The 20,380-nt window shown below is 37.7% G+C and carries 19 protein-coding genes; 7 read left to right on the forward strand and 12 right to left on the reverse strand.

What is annotated here, in order from left to right; all coding sequences use genetic code 11:
• The first annotated feature begins 186 nt into the window (after positions 1-186).
• The 3 genes from QUE72_RS11665 (at position 187) to QUE72_RS11675 (ending at position 5,099) form a co-directional block, all read left to right on the forward strand.
• On the forward strand, positions 187-2,217 hold the full coding sequence (locus QUE72_RS11665; RefSeq protein ID WP_286269165.1) for a TonB-dependent receptor: 2,031 nt from the start codon (positions 187-189) through the stop codon (positions 2,215-2,217).
• Positions 2,218-2,415: 198 nt separating this feature from the next.
• On the forward strand, positions 2,416-4,506 hold the full coding sequence (locus tag QUE72_RS11670; protein ID WP_286269167.1) for a marine proteobacterial sortase target protein: 2,091 nt from the start codon (positions 2,416-2,418) through the stop codon (positions 4,504-4,506).
• 11 nt (positions 4,507-4,517) lie between these two features.
• On the forward strand, positions 4,518-5,099 hold the full coding sequence (locus QUE72_RS11675; RefSeq protein ID WP_286269169.1) for a class GN sortase: 582 nt from the start codon (positions 4,518-4,520) through the stop codon (positions 5,097-5,099).
• On the opposite strand, the gene QUE72_RS11680 is transcribed toward QUE72_RS11675, so the two are convergent.
• From QUE72_RS11680 to QUE72_RS11700, 5 genes are all read right to left on the reverse strand, one after another.
• Positions 5,096-5,548: a GNAT family N-acetyltransferase gene (locus QUE72_RS11680; RefSeq protein ID WP_286269171.1), complete on the reverse strand. Its 453-nt coding sequence runs from the start codon at positions 5,546-5,548 to the stop codon at positions 5,096-5,098. The two genes, QUE72_RS11675 and QUE72_RS11680, sit on opposite strands and share 4 nt — an antisense overlap.
• 60 nt (positions 5,549-5,608) lie before the next feature.
• Positions 5,609-5,920 (reverse strand): hypothetical protein, encoded by a 312-nt coding sequence (locus QUE72_RS11685; protein ID WP_074495710.1) that lies wholly within the window; start codon positions 5,918-5,920, stop codon positions 5,609-5,611.
• Between the two features lie 45 nt (positions 5,921-5,965).
• The gene (locus QUE72_RS11690; protein ID WP_074495716.1) at positions 5,966-6,271 is read right to left on the reverse strand and encodes a putative signal transducing protein; all 306 of its coding nucleotides are present in this window, start codon (positions 6,269-6,271) and stop codon (positions 5,966-5,968) included.
• A gap of 106 nt (positions 6,272-6,377) precedes the next feature.
• Positions 6,378-6,707 carry a helix-turn-helix transcriptional regulator gene (locus tag QUE72_RS11695; protein WP_074495718.1) on the reverse strand — a complete coding sequence of 110 codons (330 nt, stop codon included), beginning with the start codon at positions 6,705-6,707 and terminating at the stop codon, positions 6,378-6,380.
• Between the two features lie 240 nt (positions 6,708-6,947).
• Positions 6,948-7,283, reverse strand: coding sequence for a zinc ribbon domain-containing protein YjdM (locus QUE72_RS11700; protein ID WP_074495725.1), 336 nt, complete (start codon positions 7,281-7,283; stop codon positions 6,948-6,950).
• Between the two features lie 384 nt (positions 7,284-7,667).
• On the opposite strand from QUE72_RS11700, the gene QUE72_RS11705 reads away from it, so the two are divergent.
• A complete protein-coding gene (locus QUE72_RS11705) occupies positions 7,668-8,846 on the forward strand; it encodes an IS4 family transposase (protein ID WP_286269174.1) in 1,179 nt (392 codons plus the stop codon).
• A gap of 213 nt (positions 8,847-9,059) precedes the next feature.
• Here QUE72_RS11705 and QUE72_RS11710 read toward each other — a convergent pair whose 3' ends face one another.
• Positions 9,060-10,316, reverse strand: coding sequence for an alpha/beta hydrolase (locus tag QUE72_RS11710; RefSeq protein WP_286269175.1), 1,257 nt, complete (start codon positions 10,314-10,316; stop codon positions 9,060-9,062).
• A 194-nt stretch (positions 10,317-10,510) separates the two neighbouring features.
• Here QUE72_RS11710 and QUE72_RS11715 point away from each other — a divergent pair, with 194 nt between their 5' ends.
• Entirely contained in the window at positions 10,511-12,631 is a 2,121-nt protein-coding gene (locus tag QUE72_RS11715) for a winged helix-turn-helix domain-containing protein (protein WP_286269176.1), read from the forward strand.
• Between the two features lie 216 nt (positions 12,632-12,847).
• The gene (locus QUE72_RS11720) at positions 12,848-14,026 is read left to right on the forward strand and encodes an IS4 family transposase (protein ID WP_286269174.1); all 1,179 of its coding nucleotides are present in this window, start codon (positions 12,848-12,850) and stop codon (positions 14,024-14,026) included.
• A 230-nt stretch (positions 14,027-14,256) separates the two neighbouring features.
• Here the strand turns inward: QUE72_RS11720 and QUE72_RS11725 are convergent, their stop codons facing one another.
• The 6 genes from QUE72_RS11725 to folK all read right to left on the reverse strand — a co-directional run bounded on the left by QUE72_RS11725 (position 14,257) and on the right by folK (position 18,768).
• Positions 14,257-14,997 (reverse strand): PEP-CTERM sorting domain-containing protein, encoded by a 741-nt coding sequence (locus tag QUE72_RS11725; RefSeq protein ID WP_286269177.1) that lies wholly within the window; start codon positions 14,995-14,997, stop codon positions 14,257-14,259.
• A gap of 226 nt (positions 14,998-15,223) precedes the next feature.
• On the reverse strand, positions 15,224-15,997 hold the full coding sequence (locus QUE72_RS11730; protein ID WP_286269178.1) for a class I SAM-dependent methyltransferase: 774 nt from the start codon (positions 15,995-15,997) through the stop codon (positions 15,224-15,226).
• Between the two features lie 60 nt (positions 15,998-16,057).
• Positions 16,058-16,783, reverse strand: a complete 726-nt coding sequence (gene folM, locus QUE72_RS11735) for a dihydromonapterin reductase (protein WP_286269181.1) — start codon at positions 16,781-16,783, stop codon at positions 16,058-16,060.
• Positions 16,780-17,418 (reverse strand): GTP cyclohydrolase I FolE, encoded by a 639-nt coding sequence (folE, locus tag QUE72_RS11740; protein WP_074499507.1) that lies wholly within the window; start codon positions 17,416-17,418, stop codon positions 16,780-16,782. The genes folM and folE overlap by 4 nt, the downstream gene beginning before the upstream one ends.
• Complete coding sequence (gene folX / locus QUE72_RS11745) at positions 17,415-17,792, reverse strand: dihydroneopterin triphosphate 2'-epimerase (RefSeq protein ID WP_074499506.1); 378 nt, start codon at positions 17,790-17,792, stop codon at positions 17,415-17,417. Before folX ends, folE begins: the two co-directional genes overlap by 4 nt.
• 472 nt (positions 17,793-18,264) lie before the next feature.
• Entirely contained in the window at positions 18,265-18,768 is a 504-nt protein-coding gene (folK, locus tag QUE72_RS11750) for a 2-amino-4-hydroxy-6-hydroxymethyldihydropteridine diphosphokinase (RefSeq protein ID WP_286269187.1), read from the reverse strand.
• A gap of 436 nt (positions 18,769-19,204) precedes the next feature.
• Here folK and QUE72_RS11755 point away from each other — a divergent pair, with 436 nt between their 5' ends.
• Complete coding sequence (locus QUE72_RS11755) at positions 19,205-20,287, forward strand: beta propeller repeat protein (protein WP_286269188.1); 1,083 nt, start codon at positions 19,205-19,207, stop codon at positions 20,285-20,287.
• Positions 20,288-20,380 lie beyond the last annotated feature (93 nt).

Genomic DNA, 20,380 nt, shown 5'->3' on the forward strand with positions numbered 1-20,380 from the left:
TAACTTAAGCCCTCTCCTTTACAGTCATATATACAGCTGTCAGTAATCATTTTATGCGTTGACCTGCTAAATAACACAAAAACCATACGGCTTGTCGTCAAAGAATTAATTTCTTAGTGGGGTTTTGATATGTTATCACACTAATATTTCAGTCTCCTATTCTCCTTTTTTGCACGGTAATCTCAAATGAAAAAACAACTCTCTGCTATTTCTATAATGGCACTTTCAACTCACGTATTAGCAGACGTTTCAGGGCTCGAACACTTTGTGGTCTTGGGTAAGCGAGCCAACTTAATTGGCGAAACCATGTCAGCTTCGGAAGGTTTGGTTGGCTATGGTGATATTGAACGGCGTCCTATTTTACGCTCAGGTGAAATATTAGAATTTGTACCCGGCATGGTTGTTACTCAACATAGTGGTTCTGGTAAAGCCAATCAATACTTCTTACGAGGTTTTAACCTTGATCACGGTACCGATTTCAGTACCTATATTGATGGTATGCCCATTAATATGCGCACACATGGTCATGGCCAAGGTTATGCGGATTTAAATTTTATCACCCCTGAATTCATTGAAAGTATTCATTACCAAAAAGGACCATATCAAACAGCACAAGGCGACTTTTCTACCGCAGGATCAGCATATTTCGCGTTAAAGTCTGACTTTATTAACCCATTCGTTACAGTAGAATTAGGCCAAGATAGCTACCGTCGAGGCGTTATTGGTCAAAACATCAAAACAACCGAAGGTAACCTTGCTATTGGTGCAGAATGGCAACAGTATGATGGCCCTTGGACTGATATCGATGAAAACATAAATAAAAAGAATGTCATGCTTCGTTACCAACAAAACATACTTGATGGTACGTTAAACCTGACATTTTTAGGTTACCAAAATAGCTGGAATGCTGCGGATCAAATCCCCACTCGAGCTGTCAAAAATCAGTTAATTGATGAGTTAGGCTCAATTGACGATACTTTAGGTGGTGAGTCTGATCGCTATAGTTTCTCAATGAATTGGCGTAACCAGCAATGGGCTCTTTCTGCATATGCTATTGAAAGCTCATTAAACCTCTATTCCAATTTTACGTATTTTCTAGACGATCAAAACAATGGCGACCAATTTGAGCAAGTTGACGATAGAAAAATATTTGGTGCTAGTGTAGTCAAACTCTTTAATCAACAACAAGGTAATACTCACATACACCATAGTGTAGGTCTTGATGTAAGATTTGATGACATTAACGAAGTCGGTCTTTACAAAACGAATGCCAGAAAAAGGTTATCCACTGTGCGAACTGATTCCGTCGAACAATATTCCGTTAGTGGCTTTTATCAAGTCAATGCTGATATCAACGATAACTTGTCAGTTAATGCAGGCGTGCGTCATGATTACATGAATGTAGACGTAAACAGCGACTTAACGATAAATAGTGGCGATAACAGCGACAGCATTACCAATTTCAAAGCGGGTTTGAGTTATCAATTTAACGAACAATGGCAAACCTACGCTAACTGGGGACAATCATTTCACTCTAATGATGCTCGCGGGGCAACAATAAGTATTGACCCTGTAACGAATGAAGCGGCGGAAACCGTAGATTTACTGGTGCAAGGTCAAGGCGCAGAAGTAGGAGTAAGAGTGGCAGAATATGAAAACTACAACGCCTCTCTTTCACTTTGGTGGTTAGAGAATGATTCTGAACTAGTGTTTGTTGGTGACGCCGGTAATACAGAAGCTAGTCGTGCTTCTAAGCGTTATGGTGCTGAATTTTCTGCGCTATATTGGCTTTCGTCAGAAATTGTCGCGGATGTTGAACTTGCATGGACAAAATCACGCTTTACCGAAGACGACGTTGGCGAAGGAAATTACATTGACGGTTCACTCCCTTTTGTTGCAAGTGTAGGTATAAGTTGGCACATCAATGACAGCTTCAACACAAGCATGCGTTTAAGACACTTTGGTAAACGTACACTTGATAGTTTCAACCACAACCAGTCAGACACATTCAGTGTTGTGAATATGAATGCGCAATACTTATTATCCGATTGGAAATTCAATGTCTCAGTATTAAATCTATTCGACAGTAATGATCATGATATTGATTATTTATATGAAAGTCGTTTACCCGGAGAAAGCGAGACAGGCGAAGAAGATGTTCATTTTCATCCAATAGAACCACGAACAATACGCGCAAGTGTCACCTACTTATTCTAATCACCAATACGTTAAGCTGAGGTAGATAACTGCCTCAGCGCAAATTTTTAATCAAATAAAACAAGCGCCTCTCTACAAAAGCCGGCAACGATACCTTTACATTTTTTTGCCATAATTGTTCATCACATTGCCCTTTTTCTCCCCTAAATAAGCCACTTCTTTCATGTTTAATAAAACCTATTAAACATGGAGGATCTCATGAACACGCATACCCGACTGATTATTACACTTGTCATACTCACAATAGCGCTTAGCGCCTCATTTTATCTTAATGGTAAACATTCCGAGAGCACGAGCCAATTTAATGTTGATCTGTCATATAAAACAGTTTCATCTAGCAAGCCACTATTACAAGTAGAACAATATGGGCAAGTACAACAAGGAAGCTTTTTTCTACAACAAGAAAACAAACAGGGGTATTTGCTTTCACCTTTATTAGATACCAAGGTAGATATTACGGTTACAGGGCTTATTGCTCGGGCTGTGGTAACGCAACAATTTACCAACTCAACAAATGATTGGGTCAACGGAATTTATGTTTTTCCATTACCCGAAAATGCTGCGGTTGATCATTTAACGATGGACATTGGCGATCGCACAATCGTTGGAAAAATTCAGCCTAAACAAAAAGCCAGAAAATTATATCAACAAGCAAAATCTGACGGGAAAAAAGCCAGTCTATTAGTACAAAATCGCTCAAACCTGTTTACCAATCATGTTGCAAACATAGGCCCCGGTGACACAATAAGGGTCACTATTGAATACCAACAAGCGATAACGTTTGAAAACAATATGTTTAGCTTGCGATTTCCTACTACTGTTACCCAACGCTACTTACCCGCTTCTCCTTTAAACAGCGAACAAAAATCTATTGATGAAAGTGGTTGGGGGATCACTCAGCCAACTTTCAATAACAATACTGTTGATGCACAAGAAGAAGCTGCACCGCCCATGCATAAAGTTGCCATGAACATCACTCTCAATAGCGGTTTCGAACTTAATAACATTGAAAGCGAACAACATCCTATCATCACGAATAAAGTGACATCTAGCCAATATAAAGTGCAACTAGAACAAGATATGATTGCAAACCAAGATTTCGTACTTCAATGGCAAGCAAAACCTACTCATCAACCAACAGCAGCGCATTTTAGCCAAACAACAGAAAATGGTCACTACGGTATGATAATGCTTATGCCGCCACAACTTACCGACAATGCTACACCGCTAAATCGAGAAGTCGTTTTCGTAATTGATACCTCTGGCTCTATGGCAGGCACTTCAATTAAACAAGCTAAAAACGCACTTGCATGGGCTATTTCAGATCTTGCAGCCACTGATACTTTTAATGTCATAGCATTTAACAGTACCGCCAATAAAGTATTTCAACATTCCATGCCCGCCAATCGTGCATATAAAAATTCTGCCATGCAATATATTGAACAATTAAATGCAAATGGGGGCACCGAAATACTGTCGGCACTGCAACTTTCATTAGGCCACCAAAGGCCCAACCCAGCTAGAATACGGCAAGTTATTTTTATTACTGATGGCGCAGTAGGTAATGAAGCCGAATTATTTACCTATATCAACAATCATTTAAATCAAAGCCGACTTTTCACCGTAGGAATAGGTTCTGCACCTAACAGTTACTTTATGACTGAAGCAGCCTTGATGGGTAAAGGAACCTATACCTATGTAAATTCTGTAAACACGGTGCAAGCTAAAATGAAGCAACTTTTTGGCAAACTTAAACAGCCAGTATTAGCTAACCTAACCGCTAAAATGAGTCAAGATGCAGACATGTACCCTCGTCATTTACCTGATTTATATCAAGGGGAACCTGTCATGATCAGCTACTTTAGCGAGCAAACTCCAGATAAAATGCTCATTTCAGGTGTATTACGCCAGCAAGACTGGCAGCAAACGCTTACGCTACAACACAGTGGGCAACAGTCAGGTTTATCTACCTTATGGGCTCGTCGGAAAATTGCCCAACTTTCTAGAGATAAATATAAAGGTAAAGATGCAACCATAATCAATGAACAAATTTTAGAGACTGCGATGGAACACCATTTAGTCAGTGAAATGACAAGCTTAGTCGCAATAGATATAACACCATCCGCAAAGGTACCAAGCTCAGACCGAGTCATCAAAAACCAACGACCTAAAGGCCAACAAGGTATGCTGCCACAAACAGCAACCCCCGCTTTATTACAAGCATTGATAGCCTTATTCTTTTTAGCTCTCGCCTTGGGTGTCACCTTACTGAATAACACGCGCCGATGAAATCACTAACCATGAACAAACACAAAGCAATAATTGTTACCTGCTGTTTCATTAGTGCTTTATTTTTTGCGTCAAGTATGTACATACACGCTAAAGCAATATTTGCACAATGGTTAATTGCAAACGCTTGGACCGCAACATTATCAACAGGTAAACAACAGCCACCGTGGTCATGGGCGGATACTTATCCAGTTGCTAAAATATCCTTGCAAAAAAAACGTTATTACTTGTTAGCAGGCGTGACAGGAAGAACGCTAGCCTTTGGCCCTGGACATATGAGTAGCACACCGCTACCAGGGGAGGTGGGTAATACTGTCATAGCCGGTCATCGTGATACCCATTTTGCACAACTTGAACACCTGACTTTTAATGATACTTTAACCGTAGAAACACTCAGGGGTAAGTTTACCTATCAAATCATCGATATTAGCATCGTACACGAACAAGACATGAGCGTTACCGCTGCAAGCAATAACGACACCCTGACCTTAATCACCTGCTACCCATTTGATTCATTATCGCCTAATACTCAATGGCGTTATGTAATACAGGCAACGTTACAAAAGCAAGGTAATAACAGCGCAGATGTTTAAGGTGCTGCTAACGCCATGGCAATTTTTTCAATGCCATATGATGGCGTAAAACGTTTACGCTCTTCAAAGCCAAACTTTTGATATAACGTTATCGCAGGAATATTCACTACAGCCGTTTCCACGCTTACCGAGTGATAGCTAAAATGCGCTAGAATAAACGTCAGTAATTTACCAGCGATGCCTTTTCTAAAATGATCAGGATCAACCACTAAACTTTCAATGGCTAAATGTTTGTTAGCAAAGCTAACTTCAATAACAGCCGCAAGGTTACTATTATCAAAAAAGCCATAAAATAGCGTTTTAGAATGGGCAATATCTTCAATAGAACGCTGTAGCGGAGGAAAATCACTGACGCCAATTAATTGCGCCTCTATCAAATAAGAGCGCTGAAAAGTACGATGGATTTGCTGAGCAATACGCTCATTTATTGGTGCTAATGCTTCAATCATCTCACTGCATCATAGTAATATAACAGACCTTAGTTTCGTTAATTAAAGACAACGTATTGATCACATTATCTGTGCAAACAACGCAAACATCGAGATTGAAAGACCGCTAATAACAATGCCTTGCTGTAGTTTATCATTCACTAAGGCCTCTAATTTATATGTGGTAGAAAACAACTGTTTTATTGGCGTAAAAAATATTTTGGGGGCTAAGCCAAGACCAAAAAACATTAAGCTAACACCGATAATATTGGTTAGCTCCAGCGCTGATAAACTGTCCTGAGTAAATTGATATACGCCTGAGCCGCACATCAATAAAGTGGCTAGCCAACACACACAAACCACCATTTTTTCTTTGAAATTAAGAAACTTCATTCTTCCCTCCTACATAACCATTATTATTGTTTGTTAAGCTCAGTGTTATAAACTTTCTTGTTGGCAATTCCAACAAATATCAAACGATGCGTCATTTTTTTCTGTGCAGTTATTACAGATCCAATCATCAGCATGTTTATTCTTTTGGTTCACGTTGACGAGCCCAATCGCCCGTTCATAATCTTCATCATTGACCACCCAGAGTTCAGGCCAGCAATCTAATGGCGCTATTTCTCCCATAGCACCTTGAGCATATTCATTCTTTAGAAATACGACGATACCTTGGGCACTAATGAGATCTTTCATTCTAGTTACAAGAAAACTATGTTCGTTGGTATAAACCCTTTTCATGATTGATAACTCTTTAAACTTTACTGTCAGCAGCCATGATGCTTTTAATACCTACTGCATTGATACATCGTATAATTCAAAGCGATATCAATAGAATTACTGGTGCCTACTTCGTTAATACAAAAGCTATAATGAATGCAATACAAAATGAAACAAGCGTTGCTTTTATATCCGTTTTAGCCACTTTATATTTTATTGTCGCTAAAGAAAATGGTACTACTCGCTCTTGATGTTCATTGCACATTAACAGTTCATTTAGTTGCACATCAAAAGTAGCACATAAAGATTTAACCGACTCAGGTGAGGCTACACCTGATTTTTCAATACGCTGAATTGTTCTTAAACTAATACCACTAACCTCGGCAAGATGAGATTGGCTCCAAGCTTTTGCTTCTCTGTATTGTTTTAGTTTTACGTTATCTAATTTCATTTCCATTACTGTTCCTCCGCGCTAAATATTGAAATAATTATCGAAGGAAAGCCTTTTATTTGATACGTCATCAATACGACATCTTAACGTCATCATTGCGTCGTGAATGTACAATACTCACATAATCAAGAGTAAAAATAAAAACAAGCTAGAAACATTTAGCACATCTACATATCTCTATTAATCAATCTCGTTTTTTTAACACTTTGCCGCTAGGCAAAATATTTCATGCTAACAACTTACGGGCTATGCCTTTTTAACAAACTTAGCAGTTATCATCATTTCACCGGCACCGTCGACCTTACAGTCTAATTGATGATCTTTAGCATCTTTAATCTGTTTAATGGTAGCTTTAGTGCCAATTTTTATCACTTGTGAACTGCCTTTAATTTTTAAATCTTTTATTGCTGTGATTTTATCGCCTTCACTTAACAAAGTGCCATTTGCATCTTTCACTTTAATAGTGTCTTCATCTGCCTGCTCAGAAGGATTCCATTCATAAGCACACTCTGGGCATATTAAATTGTTTTGATCTTGATATACATATTCTGAGGTACAACGAGGACAAGGAGGAAAAGACATAGAAAATCACACTATTGAAAAAACAAATATTCTAATAAATTTTTCTCCGCTATGCGAATAATGATTAATGAACTTGATATACTGATAGACAGCTAAAATAGGCCTACCAGTATACAATAATACCAATTCGCATAAATATTCGGTCATTCAGCGAGAAATAAAAGGGATAGAGGCAAGGCATTGATTGCAAAGAATGGTTATTCAGGAGAACGTGCTCTGCGTTCTCTAATAAGCTACATCCTTGTAGCGTCCTTGTTAAAATCAACAACACAGGCTATGAAGCGTTTAAACTCGCCCTTTGGGCTGACGAATCCCCAAAAAATGACAGGCACAACATTTTATGATCTTATTAGTTCGCCAAAACAAAAATAAGAGTAAAATGCTATGCCTGAATCCTTACTTTGCCATAACTTCTTTGATAAGTCCTTATCGAATTTCAATCAAGCGAGAATGAAGACACTTAAAGCATGCTCTGAAGCACTTATAGCGTCTGATAGATTAACCTTAACAAGTTTGGGGCGTTACTTAGCTGGGCGTGCGAACATTAAGCATAAAATAAAAAGGGTTGATCGTTTTCTTAATAACGAGCATTTGTTTAACCAACAAGTTGAAATATACGCTTCGTTGGCCAAACCAATCATTAGCAACTTGCCTTATTTAGCCATTGCAGTGGACTGGAGTGGTTGTTGTCGTTCAGATTACCACCTGCTTAGAGCGAGTTTACTCGTTGATGGTCGTTCTTTAGTGCTTTACAACATGGTTGTTGAATTAAAAGATTTTGATACGCCAGAAACCAATGCCAGATTTTTAGACAACCTCCTTCAAGTTATTGGTGAACACCGGTCCGTTTATATTTTGTCAGATGGTGGTTTTCTTACTCCTTGGTATACTAAAGTCCGTTCATTAGGATGGCACTTTATTGGCCGTCTCAGAGGCACGATGACATGTAAGTTAGAAGGTAAAAATACTTGGGAAAAACTCCCTGCCTTTCATCAGGGAGCGAGCTGTCAACCAACTCGACTTGGCAAAGCGAGGGTTACTCAACACAGTCCAACAGCATGTGATGCATTTCTCCATTTGTACAAAGGAAAATACAAAGGACGAAAAGGGAATAGCCGTTTTACTAAAGATACTCGCATGTATCGACGGCATGCTCATGAGCCATGGTTACTCGCAACATCAGATAATACACTCACTAGTGATCAAGTAATTAAGTTGTACAGTAAAAGGATGCAAATTGAGCAAAACTTTCGCGATGACAAAAGCCAACAATATGGCTTTTCGTGGCGGTTTAGTAAAACACAAGGCGTAAGGCGAATGAGTGCCTTGTGCTTAATTGCATGTTTAGCTAGTCTATTACTTTGGTTTGTTGGCTTTGAAGCGGAGCAGCGCAATTGGCAAATAATGTTTCAGGCTAATACGATAAAACACCGCAGAGTTCTATCGTTTCTTACATTGGCGAAGCAAGTAATTCGGCATAGACTCCACAAAATTAAAAATCACTATCTACAGAAAAGTCGAGAAAACTTTTTAGCTTATTATCAAATATGTTCAGTTATATAAAAATGGGGATCCGTCAGCCCTTTGGGAGCGTGTTAGAGGCGCGATAATTACGCAAAACGTGTTTGATGTAGAACAACTATACCTGCACACGTTTCGCTTATTCTCCCACCTCTGACATCGCTCTGTACTGACTTAATCTTTATGCGAATTGGTATAAGGTGTTTTTTTAATAATTGATACACGTACCAACTTACTGATTTATTAACCAAACATTTATTCTTGAAGCGTTGATAATCGTTCAATAGATTGAACAATTTTATCAAACTGCCAATGATCAGTTTTACTTGCTAAGTTTTTCGCTTGGGCTAATGTATCTAAAGCTAACGATAAGTTATTTAATGTTTCATACACTCGCGCCAATGCAAGGTAACTTGATACGTTTTCAGGCGTATATTGCACCAATCGCAACGCCACCGTTTCAGCTTCTTTGAATCGCTCTAATTCAATTAAATGACTAACAATAAATGTAAGAGAATTAACACTGTTCCAACGGACAGGGTTTGGTAATACGGTAAAGCCAACATCCTCGCTTATTTTTTGATAATAATGATCAATATTCGTTAATGCATCCCCTTTTTGAGCCACAAGTTCACGGTATTTAGGTGCCCAAAGGCTTTCAGGGTATAACGTATCAAAAGCTAATAACAAAGTTTTGATAAAAGCATCATAATGACGTTCGTTATCAAACACATGCGTAATCAACTTACCTTGCTTATTAGCTAGTTTTTGATAGTTTTCTAACACGGTTTTATGATTATTAATATAATCAGGCTTACCTTCTAAATCATCATCCGCTACGGCAAAAAGTACCAGCCCATTAAGCTCCTTTTCTAACTGCATAGGTATTGTTTCACTAAACGGACGCTTAGTTTCTTGATTAAAGCTCATACCCAACATGTCACTCGCAGCAAGAAAAATATAGTTATCAAAAAGCGCTGGTTTACTACGTATACTATACAAAGGAAATAGTGATGCCCCAGACACACCGATAATCGAGCGTTTATTCATTGCACGGTAATGTTTTTCAAGGTATGGAAATAACTCTTGCTCCAACATTGCTTGATATTTCATTGCATCACCATAACCGGATATTACCTCACGCTTCGGCCACATTCCGTTGGTATAAGTATCGGGGAAGTGTCCACTATAGTTTAAGCTGACAACAATACTTTCGGGCATACGATCAACACTGGCTAAGTGCTTTACAATGCCTGTTAAGGTATGAAAAAAACGATTACCGTGCGAGCCATTGATAAAAATAATCGGGTAACGAAAATCTTCAGAGACAGTATCAAAATTTGCTGGCAGGTATATATTTAAAGGAATTTTATCCTCAATAATGTCAGACTCAAAATCTAACGTGAATCCATAAGTGAGCTGGTTTTCAGCATTATCATTGCCTTGTGCGACGGTTGCGATAAGCAAAAAACATACGCCAATTAAAGCACTGAACGCAGATGTAAATGTCATATTCTTCCTCGTGATTATTATGTAATTGTTATTCGAGAATAATATGACAAAACGGTATTCAAATTACCTGAAGCACTGATGATAAAATACTGACTTTTCACTGAATATTTATAAATCAATGAGTTAAGAATTATTGAAATTCTTTAAACAAGGATATAATGTTAACTTATCATCGATAATGAGATTTACTTTCAATGCCGACAAAATTTTTCATCGGTCAGTTTTACGTCGACATTCAGCGAAACTTAATCATCGTCCAACAAGAGGGTGGTATTCAAGAAGAACACATTCTTCCACCGAAAACTATTGCTGTATTACAACTTCTTGCCAAGCAGCAAGGTGAAGTATTAAAAACAGATTATATCATTGATCAAGTTTGGCCAGATACCATCGTTTCGCCCAACTCGTTACAGCGTTGCATAACGCAATTAAGAAAAGTACTTGTTATTTCGGGCGATAATCAAGCCATTATAAAAACCCACACTAAGAAAGGCTACTGCTTAGAACTTCCTGTTAATATTGCAGAAGATCACTTTGCGTTATCGCCGAAACAAGCAACGATAAATAGCCAGAAAAATAACAAGATAATAAGCCAAAAGTCTTTACGTATTTCAGCTTTAGCATTGTTAATAATGTTGGCTTTGGTCGCATTTATCAAAAACATTGAACAGCGAACTCCGGCCTTCTCAACCATCAAACAACTCACTCACTCAGACTATAAAGAACAATTCCCTAGTTATGCCCCAAATAGTCAATACCTTGTCTTTCATCGCTATGATGGCCGCTGTAATAACAATATATGGGCGATAGATAACGCGACAAAAGAAGAAATTCAACTCACAAAATCCACTGACTTTTACGGACCACACAGGTTTTCATCTGACGGCAAAAAGTTAATATTTTTGGCTAAAAACGCTTGCACCCAACCCCAAAAAGAAGAAAATCAAAAACAATGTTGGAAAATAATGTCTTTAGATTTTGATGCTGCACTTTCGTCACCTCAGGCACCGATTGAGTTAGCGAATTGTCGACAAGGAAAACTTAACTACCCAACATGGTTAGATAACGGTAGCATCGCGATATTACGGGGTAAAAATGAAACTTGGCGTCTCGCTAAATACATGCTCAATGCAGCTAATAGCGTTGATATTTATAACCCTAAAAACAAACAACTTTATTATTTTGATTACTTAGCAGCGCAACAACAATTCGTTGTATTATCTAAAGATAAAAGCAACCAACACTGGCGAGAAATCATTTCAATAACCGGTGATATTATTAACAGTACACGCATATCATTGCCTCAATCTTTCAACGCTCACAACAACATTAGACCTTTCGCGTATGATGGAAAAGGATCACACTTTTTTGCAACTGGGAAAAATATATATACATTACATGACGATGGCTCGATAAACCATTTTCAACAATTACCCTTTATAAACACTCATCAGTATGCATTATCGCCAGATGGTACTACCCTTCTGGCGAGTAGAGGGCGATTAGATAATGATGTTGCACAAGTCAGCTTAACACCTACAAATACTGATACTGTTCAACCAAGTCAAATCAATCAAGTAACAACAGATTTCCCCAGTCTTTTTCGAAGTACTGCACAAGAGCACAGCGGTAAATATCAGCCTTTGGGTGAGCAAATTGCGTTTGTTTCTGATCGGTCAGGTCAAGCACAGATTTGGCTTGGTCAAAAAAATCGCGTTAAACAGCTCACTTTCTTTCCTATCGACAGTCAATTAAGCAATTTTCAATGGCACCCTGAGGGTGTTCAATTAATCGTTGCCAATAATCGTCAACTTTGGCTGATAGATTTAGATGGCACAGCAAGCAAATTAAACTACCCGCATTCGGTTACCAAAGTGTATCAATGGATAACTGATGACGAAGTATTAGTTTCCTCATTTAACAATGATAAAAACCATGTATCTTTATTATCATTAAACTCAGGTAAGCTTACAAATTTGTTCTCAGAACCGGTTCGCTGGGCTCAATACACACTAAACGGCAACTTGATTTTATTGGATGACAATAACAAATTTTGGCAAAAAGATGACCACGTTAAAAAACAGTTAACAACGCTCAAAAACCAATCAGCTCGGAAAGAGTTTTTACTTGAAAAGCAAAATATTTATTCAGTAAATAAGCACGGTCATCTCTGGCGTTATCGTTTAGATAACTATGAATTCAGCGTGATTAATCAAAAAGCTAGCTACCTTTCCGCCTTAACAGACATAAAAAATTATCAAATTTTAGCCACACAAGTTGTTACCGACAAAAAAGATATTGTCGAAATTTATTAGAGTCTGTTAATCTTTCCAGATTAAATGTTGTTCGAACTAAACGCTTTTTGTTCAAGGCGTGAGCAATGTCGCATGGTTATGCCATGTCAATTGCGAACAACGATGAAGAAATAGCGTTTAATTGAACCCAAAGGGCTGACGAATCCCCAAAAAATGACAAGCACAACATTTTATGATCTTATTAGTTCGCCAAAACAAAAATAAGAGTAAAATGCTATGCCTGAATCCTTACTTTGCCATAACTTCTTTGATAAGTCCTTATCGAATTTCAATCAAGCGAGAATGAAGACACTTAAAGCATGCTCTGAAGCACTTATAGCGTCTGATAGATTAACCTTAACAAGTTTGGGGCGTTACTTAGCTGGACGTGCGAACATTAAGCATAAAATAAAAAGGGTTGATCGTTTTCTTAATAACGAGCATTTGTTTAACCAACAAGTTGAAATATACGCTTCGTTGGCCAAACCAATCATTAGCAACTTGCCTTATTTAGCCATTGCAGTGGACTGGAGTGGTTGTTGTCGTTCAGATTACCACCTGCTTAGAGCGAGTTTACTCGTTGACGGCCGTTCTTTAGTGCTTTACAACATGGTTGTTGAATTAAAAGATTTTGATACGCCAGAAACCAATGCCAGATTTTTAGACAACCTCCTTCAAGTTATTGGTGAACACCGGTCCGTTTATATTTTGTCAGATGGTGGTTTTCTTACTCCTTGGTATACTAAAGTCCGTTCATTAGGATGGCACTTTATTGGCCGTCTCAGAGGCACGATGACATGTAAGTTAGAAGGTAAAAATACTTGGGAAAAACTCCCTGCCTTTCATCAGGGAGCGAGCTGTCAACCAACTCGACTTGGCAAAGCGAGGGTTACTCAACACAGTCCAACAGCATGTGATGCATTTCTCCATTTGTACAAAGGAAAATACAAAGGACGAAAAGGGAATAGCCGTTTTACTAAAGATACTCGCATGTATCGACGGCATGCTCATGAGCCATGGTTACTCGCAACATCAGATAATACACTCACTAGTGATCAAGTAATTAAGTTGTACAGTAAAAGGATGCAAATTGAGCAAAACTTTCGCGATGACAAAAGCCAACAATATGGCTTTTCGTGGCGGTTTAGTAAAACACAAGGCGTAAGGCGAATGAGTGCCTTGTGCTTAATTGCATGTTTAGCCAGTCTATTACTTTGGTTTGTTGGCTTTGAAGCGGAGCAGCGCAATTGGCAAATAATGTTTCAGGCTAATACGATAAAACACCGCAGAGTTCTATCGTTTCTTACATTGGCGAAGCAAGTAATTCGGCATAGACTCCACAAAATTAAAAATCACTATCTACAGAAAAGTCGAGAAAACTTTTTAGCTTATTATCAAATATGTTCAGTTATATAAAAATGGGGATCCGTCAGCCCAAAGGGCAGCGTTTTTTGTCATTTATACGTCGTTATTGCTTTTTCATGTGGAATAACCACACATTAATCGCAATGCCTTGTCTAAATCCCCATAAACTGCTGTAAAAATAAACGCGAAAGATCAACAGACCCTAACCAGTATTGTGATTTTCACTTATAAAAAAAGGACAAAATTTGCCCTTTTTTCAAAATAGGTTTCTACAAAGTATTCTATTTTTTCAAGCGGCGTGATACGCCACCTAATAGAGCAAGTGCTAATAACGCTAACGTAGACGGTTCTGGAATATCTGCCGCAAGGTCAGCTCTAGTTAATGTTGCATTATCAATGGTTAAGTTATTATTGGTATAAGTAAACCAACCATAACGATTGCCACCAATTGTCGTTGCAATATCATCAGCAGTTGATGAACGCGTTTCGCTGAATAATAGCCCTTGATTGTTATCGTATACGTTAAAATCAACCGCTAAAAAGCCATTGAGATCATAAAAGTTATGTTCAAAAGTATACCAACCACTTGAACCTACAGTGAAAAAGCTGTTATCTGAAATTAATTTATATTCGTTATAAATAAAGTCAGTATTATTTGAACTGTTAATTACAAAGCCATTATTGGCTGTTTTACCCGCATGAAAAATAAAATCACGACGATGATTACCCGCCTGATCGTTTACCGCTGAAGTAAAATCAAACCCTTGGCCGATATCCCATGCGTCTATATCTAAATATATATCTAGACTCGTCGTAAAGCCGTTTCCAAAAGTGTCGCTATAGCCACCAAATTGGGTATAAATAGCACCTGAATTATTAGTCACCCCTACATCAGCACTATTATCTACCGTGTTCCAAGTATTACCATTACCATCAAACGTTTCTTGGTAAATAACATTTGCAGTTGCACCCGTAGACGCTAAAACAAGCAATGAAGTAGTCAGTATTTTTTTAAAAAACATTATATTTTCCTTTACAGCTTTTTTGTAGTGTATAAAAGTTAAATTTGTACTGCAGTACAAAAGCAAGAACCACACCTTAAAAATAAAAAGCATTAAAGTCAAATACTTATCCGAACACATCTCCCGAACCCTACCAAGAATGTAAAAAAATTCGACATAAAAAGCCAACTCACAAGAAACAAATTTGATTACATTAAACGATTAGTATGCCCAAACCATCAAAAATTTATGCTAATTTACGCGCTTTTATTGCATAAATTAATGGTACTTGTTGGCCTTTATGTAGCAACTGATACCCTTGCTCAGCAACATATTCTAAATCTTCAATGCAATTATAAGGGCTATAAGGAAACTCATTTACTTGCTCAATAAATAAACCAGCAGATATCAATGCATTTATCACTTCACTGAATGCATGTGGCCAAGTCACTATCGTAGATTTAACACCATCACTATTTTCTGTGTACGTTTCTTCAGCTTCAACATCAGGCTCTGTTCGAGGAAAATATGAATAGCCAGTCAGTAAATCAATTGTTGGGTGAAACTCTATCAAGTGGAGTTCACCACCTGGCAATAATGCTTTTGCTACCGTTTGCGCCCAACGATCAAGATCAGGTAACCAACAGAGCACACCATAAGAAGTAAACACAATATTGTATTTTTTGGTATTTTCATCAGAAAATTGATAAATATCTGAAGCTATAAAAGTCGCATTTAAGCCAAGTTCATTGTTGAGTTTATTCGCTTGCACGATGGCTTTGGTAGATAAGTCAACCCCGGTGACAATCGCTCCTTTTCTGGCCCACGACAATGTGTCTAAACCAAAATGACATTGCAAATGTAATAATGACTTCCCTTTAACTTCACCTACTTGGTTAAGCTCAATTTCATTCAGTGAAGACTTGCCGCTTATAAAGGCATTAACATCATAAAACGTTGAATTTACGTGAATCTCGGTACGATCATCCCACGCTTTTCTATTTATTGATAAATAATCCATATGAAATATCCTGAAGTGGTACTTAACAACGAATAAGGTAAAATAGTAGCGGCTTAGCGGTTATTTTAAATGCCTACCACCGTCTAATTGCATATTTCTGCCCGTCATAAATTGACTATTAAAAATAAACTCAACGGCTTGTATTACTTCATCAAAGCCACCTTCTTTAGGCAGCAGTGCTTTTGCAAGCGCCTTTTTTTGGTAGGCATCATCGTCACCTTCGTTGAACTTCAATAACGCGGGAGAAATTGAATTCACTTTAACATCAGGCGCTAACAGTGCAGAAAAAGATAAGGTTAAGCTATTCATTGCCGTTTTACTTGCCGCATAAGCGATATGTTTTTTACTGCCTTTTTCCGCGACGTAATCACTTAAATGGATGATGTCTGCCCCGCCGATATCTGAGTTTTTCAATAACGTTTTTAACCCTAAATTTAATTGATAAGGAATGCCAACATGAATTGTCATCATTTTCTGCATAATGTCAGCAGCAGAATACTGCACATCCTCCTTTTGCGCGTTATCAGGTAACCAATCAGAAGCATTATGAATAATGGCTCGCAGCGAGGTATACTTTTGTTTAAGCTGTGCGATAAAATTATCTACTTGTGTTTGTTGGTAAAAATCCACTTGATATAGATCAGCACCTTGTTGTTTTAGTTCATCTAGCACAGGGTACGCTGTTCTATAAGTACCAATGACTTGATATCCTTGTGCTAAAAAATGACTTGCTAGCGCTAAACCTAATCGTTTACCAATTCCAGTAATTAAGACAACTTGGCTCACGATAAAAACTCCGCACGTGTTTGAGGATTTGTTTTAAATATGCCGCCTAAAGCGGTAGTGGTAGTTTTAGAATTCACATCCATGATACCTCGAGATTTAACGCAAAAATGTGTCGCATTAATCGATACAGCAACATTATCTGTCTCCGTTAATGTTTGTATTGCCACCAATATTTGCTGCGTTAAACGCTCTTGCACTTGAGGTCTTTGAGCAAAAAAACGCACAATTCGATTAATTTTCGACAAACCTATAATCTTTTTGTTAGGAATATAGGCAACTTGCGCTAAGCCATCTATCGTCACAAAATGATGTTCACACGTTGACGTTAAATTAATATCGGTCACCTTCACCATTTCATCAACAGCCATTTTGTTTTCTATAACTGAAATGGCAGGAAAGTTTTCATAATTTAAACCTGAAAAAACTTCATGAATATACATTTTAGCAATACGATGCGGCGTTTCAGCAAGGCTATCATCAGTTAAATCTAAACCAATCGTGTTAGCCACCTCAGTAAATAAGCCTTTTAGACGTGTGTATTTTTCTTCGCTAGTTAACTCAGTGACTACCATGGGCGTTTCTAAACCTCTGGCAATTAACGTATCTCGAACTAACGCTGCTTCATAGCTGATCATAATATGCCCCCTTCCTCTGCTTGATAGCTTAAAGTAAGCGACACCGAATCCGCAAAACGTAACGCATGGGGTTTATCAATGGTAACCTTTGCATAATTCACCCACGGGTGATTAACACAAATATTTAATACATCACTGGTTAATTTTTCTAATAATAAGAAACGACCACTTTCAACGTGGTTAATAATATCTTTACAAATTGTTTTATAATTTAGTGCACTTTCAACGCTATCATTTAAACAGAGTTTACTAACCGGGTAATGTACCTCTGCATTAATAACAATGTCTTGTTGTTTGTTTTTCTCTTCTTCATTAAAGCCAATAAAGGTTCTTAACCGTAAATTGGTAATAGTAATAATGGCATTGTTGTTCATAAACCTGACCTGTTTTTTATTCTTTTTAATCGTAAGTATATACGTATAAAGGCAATTTAGGGTTCACCTATTAATGATAAAAATATTGAATTTAAATTACTAAACACGTTAAGTGTTGTATTAAAGCAATATTATCTATGCAGCACTATCTGTTTAACGATTATTTTTTCGGTTACCAATTATACCAATTCGCATAAATATTCGGTCATTCAGCGAGAATTAAACGCTTTAGAGGCACGGCGTTGATTGCAGAGAATGGTTATTCAGGAGAACGTGCTCCTGCGTTCTCTAATAAGCTACATCCTTGTAGCGTCCTTTTCAAAATCAACAACACAGGCTATGAAGCGTTTAAACTCGCCCTTTGGGAGCGTATTAGAGGCGCGATAATTGCGCAAAACGTGTTTGATGTAGAACAACTATACCTGCACACGTTTCGCTTATTCTCCCACCTCTAACATCGCTCTGAACTGACTTAATCTTTATGCGAATTGGTATTAAACTCTATGGCCGATAATTTTTGATACTGTTTATCATACTGTTGCCAGAGCTGTTGATAGGTTTTCTGTAATTGAGGATGTACTTCATTCGGCGCAATATTTGAAAGAGGCAACAGTACAAAAGCATTTTCGGTAATTTCGCCACGCGGTAATGTAACACCGTTAAAATCGCCTATAAGATCATCATACGTAAGAATATCAATATCTAAGGTTCGAGAGGAAAACTTAGGCCCTACTCTTACTCGGCCATTGTCATCTTCTATTTTTCTCAAAATAGTGGTGATCTCAGCAATTGCACAATCGCAGTCAAAACCCACCACTAAATTTAAAAAGTTATCACCGATAAAGCCCACAGGTTCACAGTCATATGCTTGGGAAACTATCAATGGCGCGAAATGTTTATCGAGCGCATCAAGAGCACGCGATATGTGCTGCTCACGATCAATATTACTACCAAGGCTTAGATAAACTCTAGGCATAACGATTTTTCTACCTATTAAAAAATACAACAAGTGACTATTATCACATGAAAACAGAATAATTCATGCTTAAACGTCTTTAATCCGGCTACAACCTCTGTAAATCACTAATGCATATAAATGCTGTTGCCGCTCAATACTGCCAGATTAAATACCTGCATTTAAGCGAAAAGTTAATACCTGTTTCAAGAAGAGGTATCAATGCACAATGCAATACTTAACCGTACTTTTCTTGAGGCTAATAAATTGCAGTACTAATGAAAATATATGTTACATAATCGCATTCAGCTTATAAGACTATTATTCTATATTTCGTTACGATAGCGGTAATTTAATGTCTTTTATATTTACTTTGATTACATACAGTTACAATTATTAAGATTCAACTTTGGTAACCTCTGTAACTTATAACATCATTTATAATTAAGGGATTATCATGTTTAAAAACGTTGTATCGTTTATCTTGTTCTCTACTTTAGCATCATTCATGATTGGCTGTAATTCAAGCTCAAGTAATAAAGCTATTATCGTGCCTGACAAACCAGAAACGCCATTAACCCCTAAATTTACTGAGCTTGGCTTAGAGCGGCATAAAGTCGAAAAGTTAATGCAGATTAATGGACAATTACTCGCGTTAACTGATCAGGGGTTGTATCGATATGATACTAACTGGCAAATCATCACTGACAAAAGTTTCCACGTATTAGCGATGGTAGCGATTAGTGACACACATTGGGTGGCGAGTATTAAACAAAATGAACAGGGTTTTTTAATTGAAAGTACCGATGCAGGTGTAACTTGGCAACAGTTTGACAATAACTTTGGTGGCGACTTTTCATCCGGTGAAGTGGCTCGGACTTTGGCTTATGATAATGAAAAACAAAAACTATACGCGACAGGGTTATATGTTTTAGCTAGCTCTTCAGATGTAGGACGCTCATGGACTGTAGAAGAGGGGCAATGGAGCTCACTCGGTACAGGGTTAGGCTCTATCTTATTGCATCCGGAGAAACAAGATGTTTGGTATGGTGGACAAAACGGTATTGAGAGCCCAATTTTAGACCAGCTTAATACCGAAACCTATGAGCTAACTATGCATGGCCAAGCTATTAATGAATATTTACCTAGCCCCAGTGTAATTTATCAAATTTTATATGATCCTAAAAATAACGAGCGTATTGTCGCCAGTGGTGAAGGTGGTATTGTTCATTCTAATGACTATGGTGAAACTTGGCTGCCATTGCTCACGGAGCAAGACTATCGTTTTCATTTTTCACCAGTCTTTGATCCAAACGATCATAATGTTATATACACCGCTGGCTGGGATAAAGGCGATAATGTGCAACCATTAATTTTAGAAATGAGCAAAGACGATGGCCAAACTTGGCAATCGTATACCTATGAACAACAAGAGTTCAAAGGTGGTGTTAGAAGTATGTTAGCGGTTGAAAATGCAGGAAAAACCGTCATCTACATTGGCTTGTATAATAATGGAGTGGTGAAAGTAACGTTTGAATAGTATTTGGCAAATGCTGAATTTAATACCAATTCGCATAAATAATTGTTCATTACGATGAAGCATTAAAACCTAAGTTATCTTCCTTAAAATAGA

The organism is Thalassotalea hakodatensis (genome assembly GCF_030295995.1).
GTDB classification, from domain to species: Bacteria; Pseudomonadota; Gammaproteobacteria; order Enterobacterales; family Alteromonadaceae; genus Thalassotalea_C; species Thalassotalea_C hakodatensis.

Bases quoted from the DNA above. Each gene is read 5' to 3' on its own strand.
- QUE72_RS11665 (WP_286269165.1), top strand. From the start codon at position 187: ATGAAAAAACAACTCTCTGCTATTTCTATAATGGCACTTTCAACTCAC.
- QUE72_RS11670 (WP_286269167.1), top strand. From the start codon at position 2,416: ATGAACACGCATACCCGACTGATTATTACACTTGTCATACTCACAATA.
- QUE72_RS11675 (WP_286269169.1), top strand. From the start codon at position 4,518: ATGAACAAACACAAAGCAATAATTGTTACCTGCTGTTTCATTAGTGCT.
- QUE72_RS11680 (WP_286269171.1), bottom strand. From the start codon at position 5,548: ATGATTGAAGCATTAGCACCAATAAATGAGCGTATTGCTCAGCAAATC.
- QUE72_RS11685 (WP_074495710.1), bottom strand. From the start codon at position 5,920: ATGAAGTTTCTTAATTTCAAAGAAAAAATGGTGGTTTGTGTGTGTTGG.
- QUE72_RS11690 (WP_074495716.1), bottom strand. From the start codon at position 6,271: ATGAAAAGGGTTTATACCAACGAACATAGTTTTCTTGTAACTAGAATG.
- QUE72_RS11695 (WP_074495718.1), bottom strand. From the start codon at position 6,707: ATGGAAATGAAATTAGATAACGTAAAACTAAAACAATACAGAGAAGCA.
- QUE72_RS11700 (WP_074495725.1), bottom strand. From the start codon at position 7,283: ATGTCTTTTCCTCCTTGTCCTCGTTGTACCTCAGAATATGTATATCAA.
- QUE72_RS11705 (WP_286269174.1), top strand. From the start codon at position 7,668: ATGCCTGAATCCTTACTTTGCCATAACTTCTTTGATAAGTCCTTATCG.
- QUE72_RS11710 (WP_286269175.1), bottom strand. From the start codon at position 10,316: ATGACATTTACATCTGCGTTCAGTGCTTTAATTGGCGTATGTTTTTTG.
- QUE72_RS11715 (WP_286269176.1), top strand. From the start codon at position 10,511: ATGCCGACAAAATTTTTCATCGGTCAGTTTTACGTCGACATTCAGCGA.
- QUE72_RS11720 (WP_286269174.1), top strand. From the start codon at position 12,848: ATGCCTGAATCCTTACTTTGCCATAACTTCTTTGATAAGTCCTTATCG.
- QUE72_RS11725 (WP_286269177.1), bottom strand. From the start codon at position 14,997: ATGTTTTTTAAAAAAATACTGACTACTTCATTGCTTGTTTTAGCGTCT.
- QUE72_RS11730 (WP_286269178.1), bottom strand. From the start codon at position 15,997: ATGGATTATTTATCAATAAATAGAAAAGCGTGGGATGATCGTACCGAG.
- folE (WP_074499507.1), bottom strand. From the start codon at position 17,418: ATGATCAGCTATGAAGCAGCGTTAGTTCGAGATACGTTAATTGCCAGA.
- folX (WP_074499506.1), bottom strand. From the start codon at position 17,792: ATGAACAACAATGCCATTATTACTATTACCAATTTACGGTTAAGAACC.
- folK (WP_286269187.1), bottom strand. From the start codon at position 18,768: ATGCCTAGAGTTTATCTAAGCCTTGGTAGTAATATTGATCGTGAGCAG.
- QUE72_RS11755 (WP_286269188.1), top strand. From the start codon at position 19,205: ATGTTTAAAAACGTTGTATCGTTTATCTTGTTCTCTACTTTAGCATCA.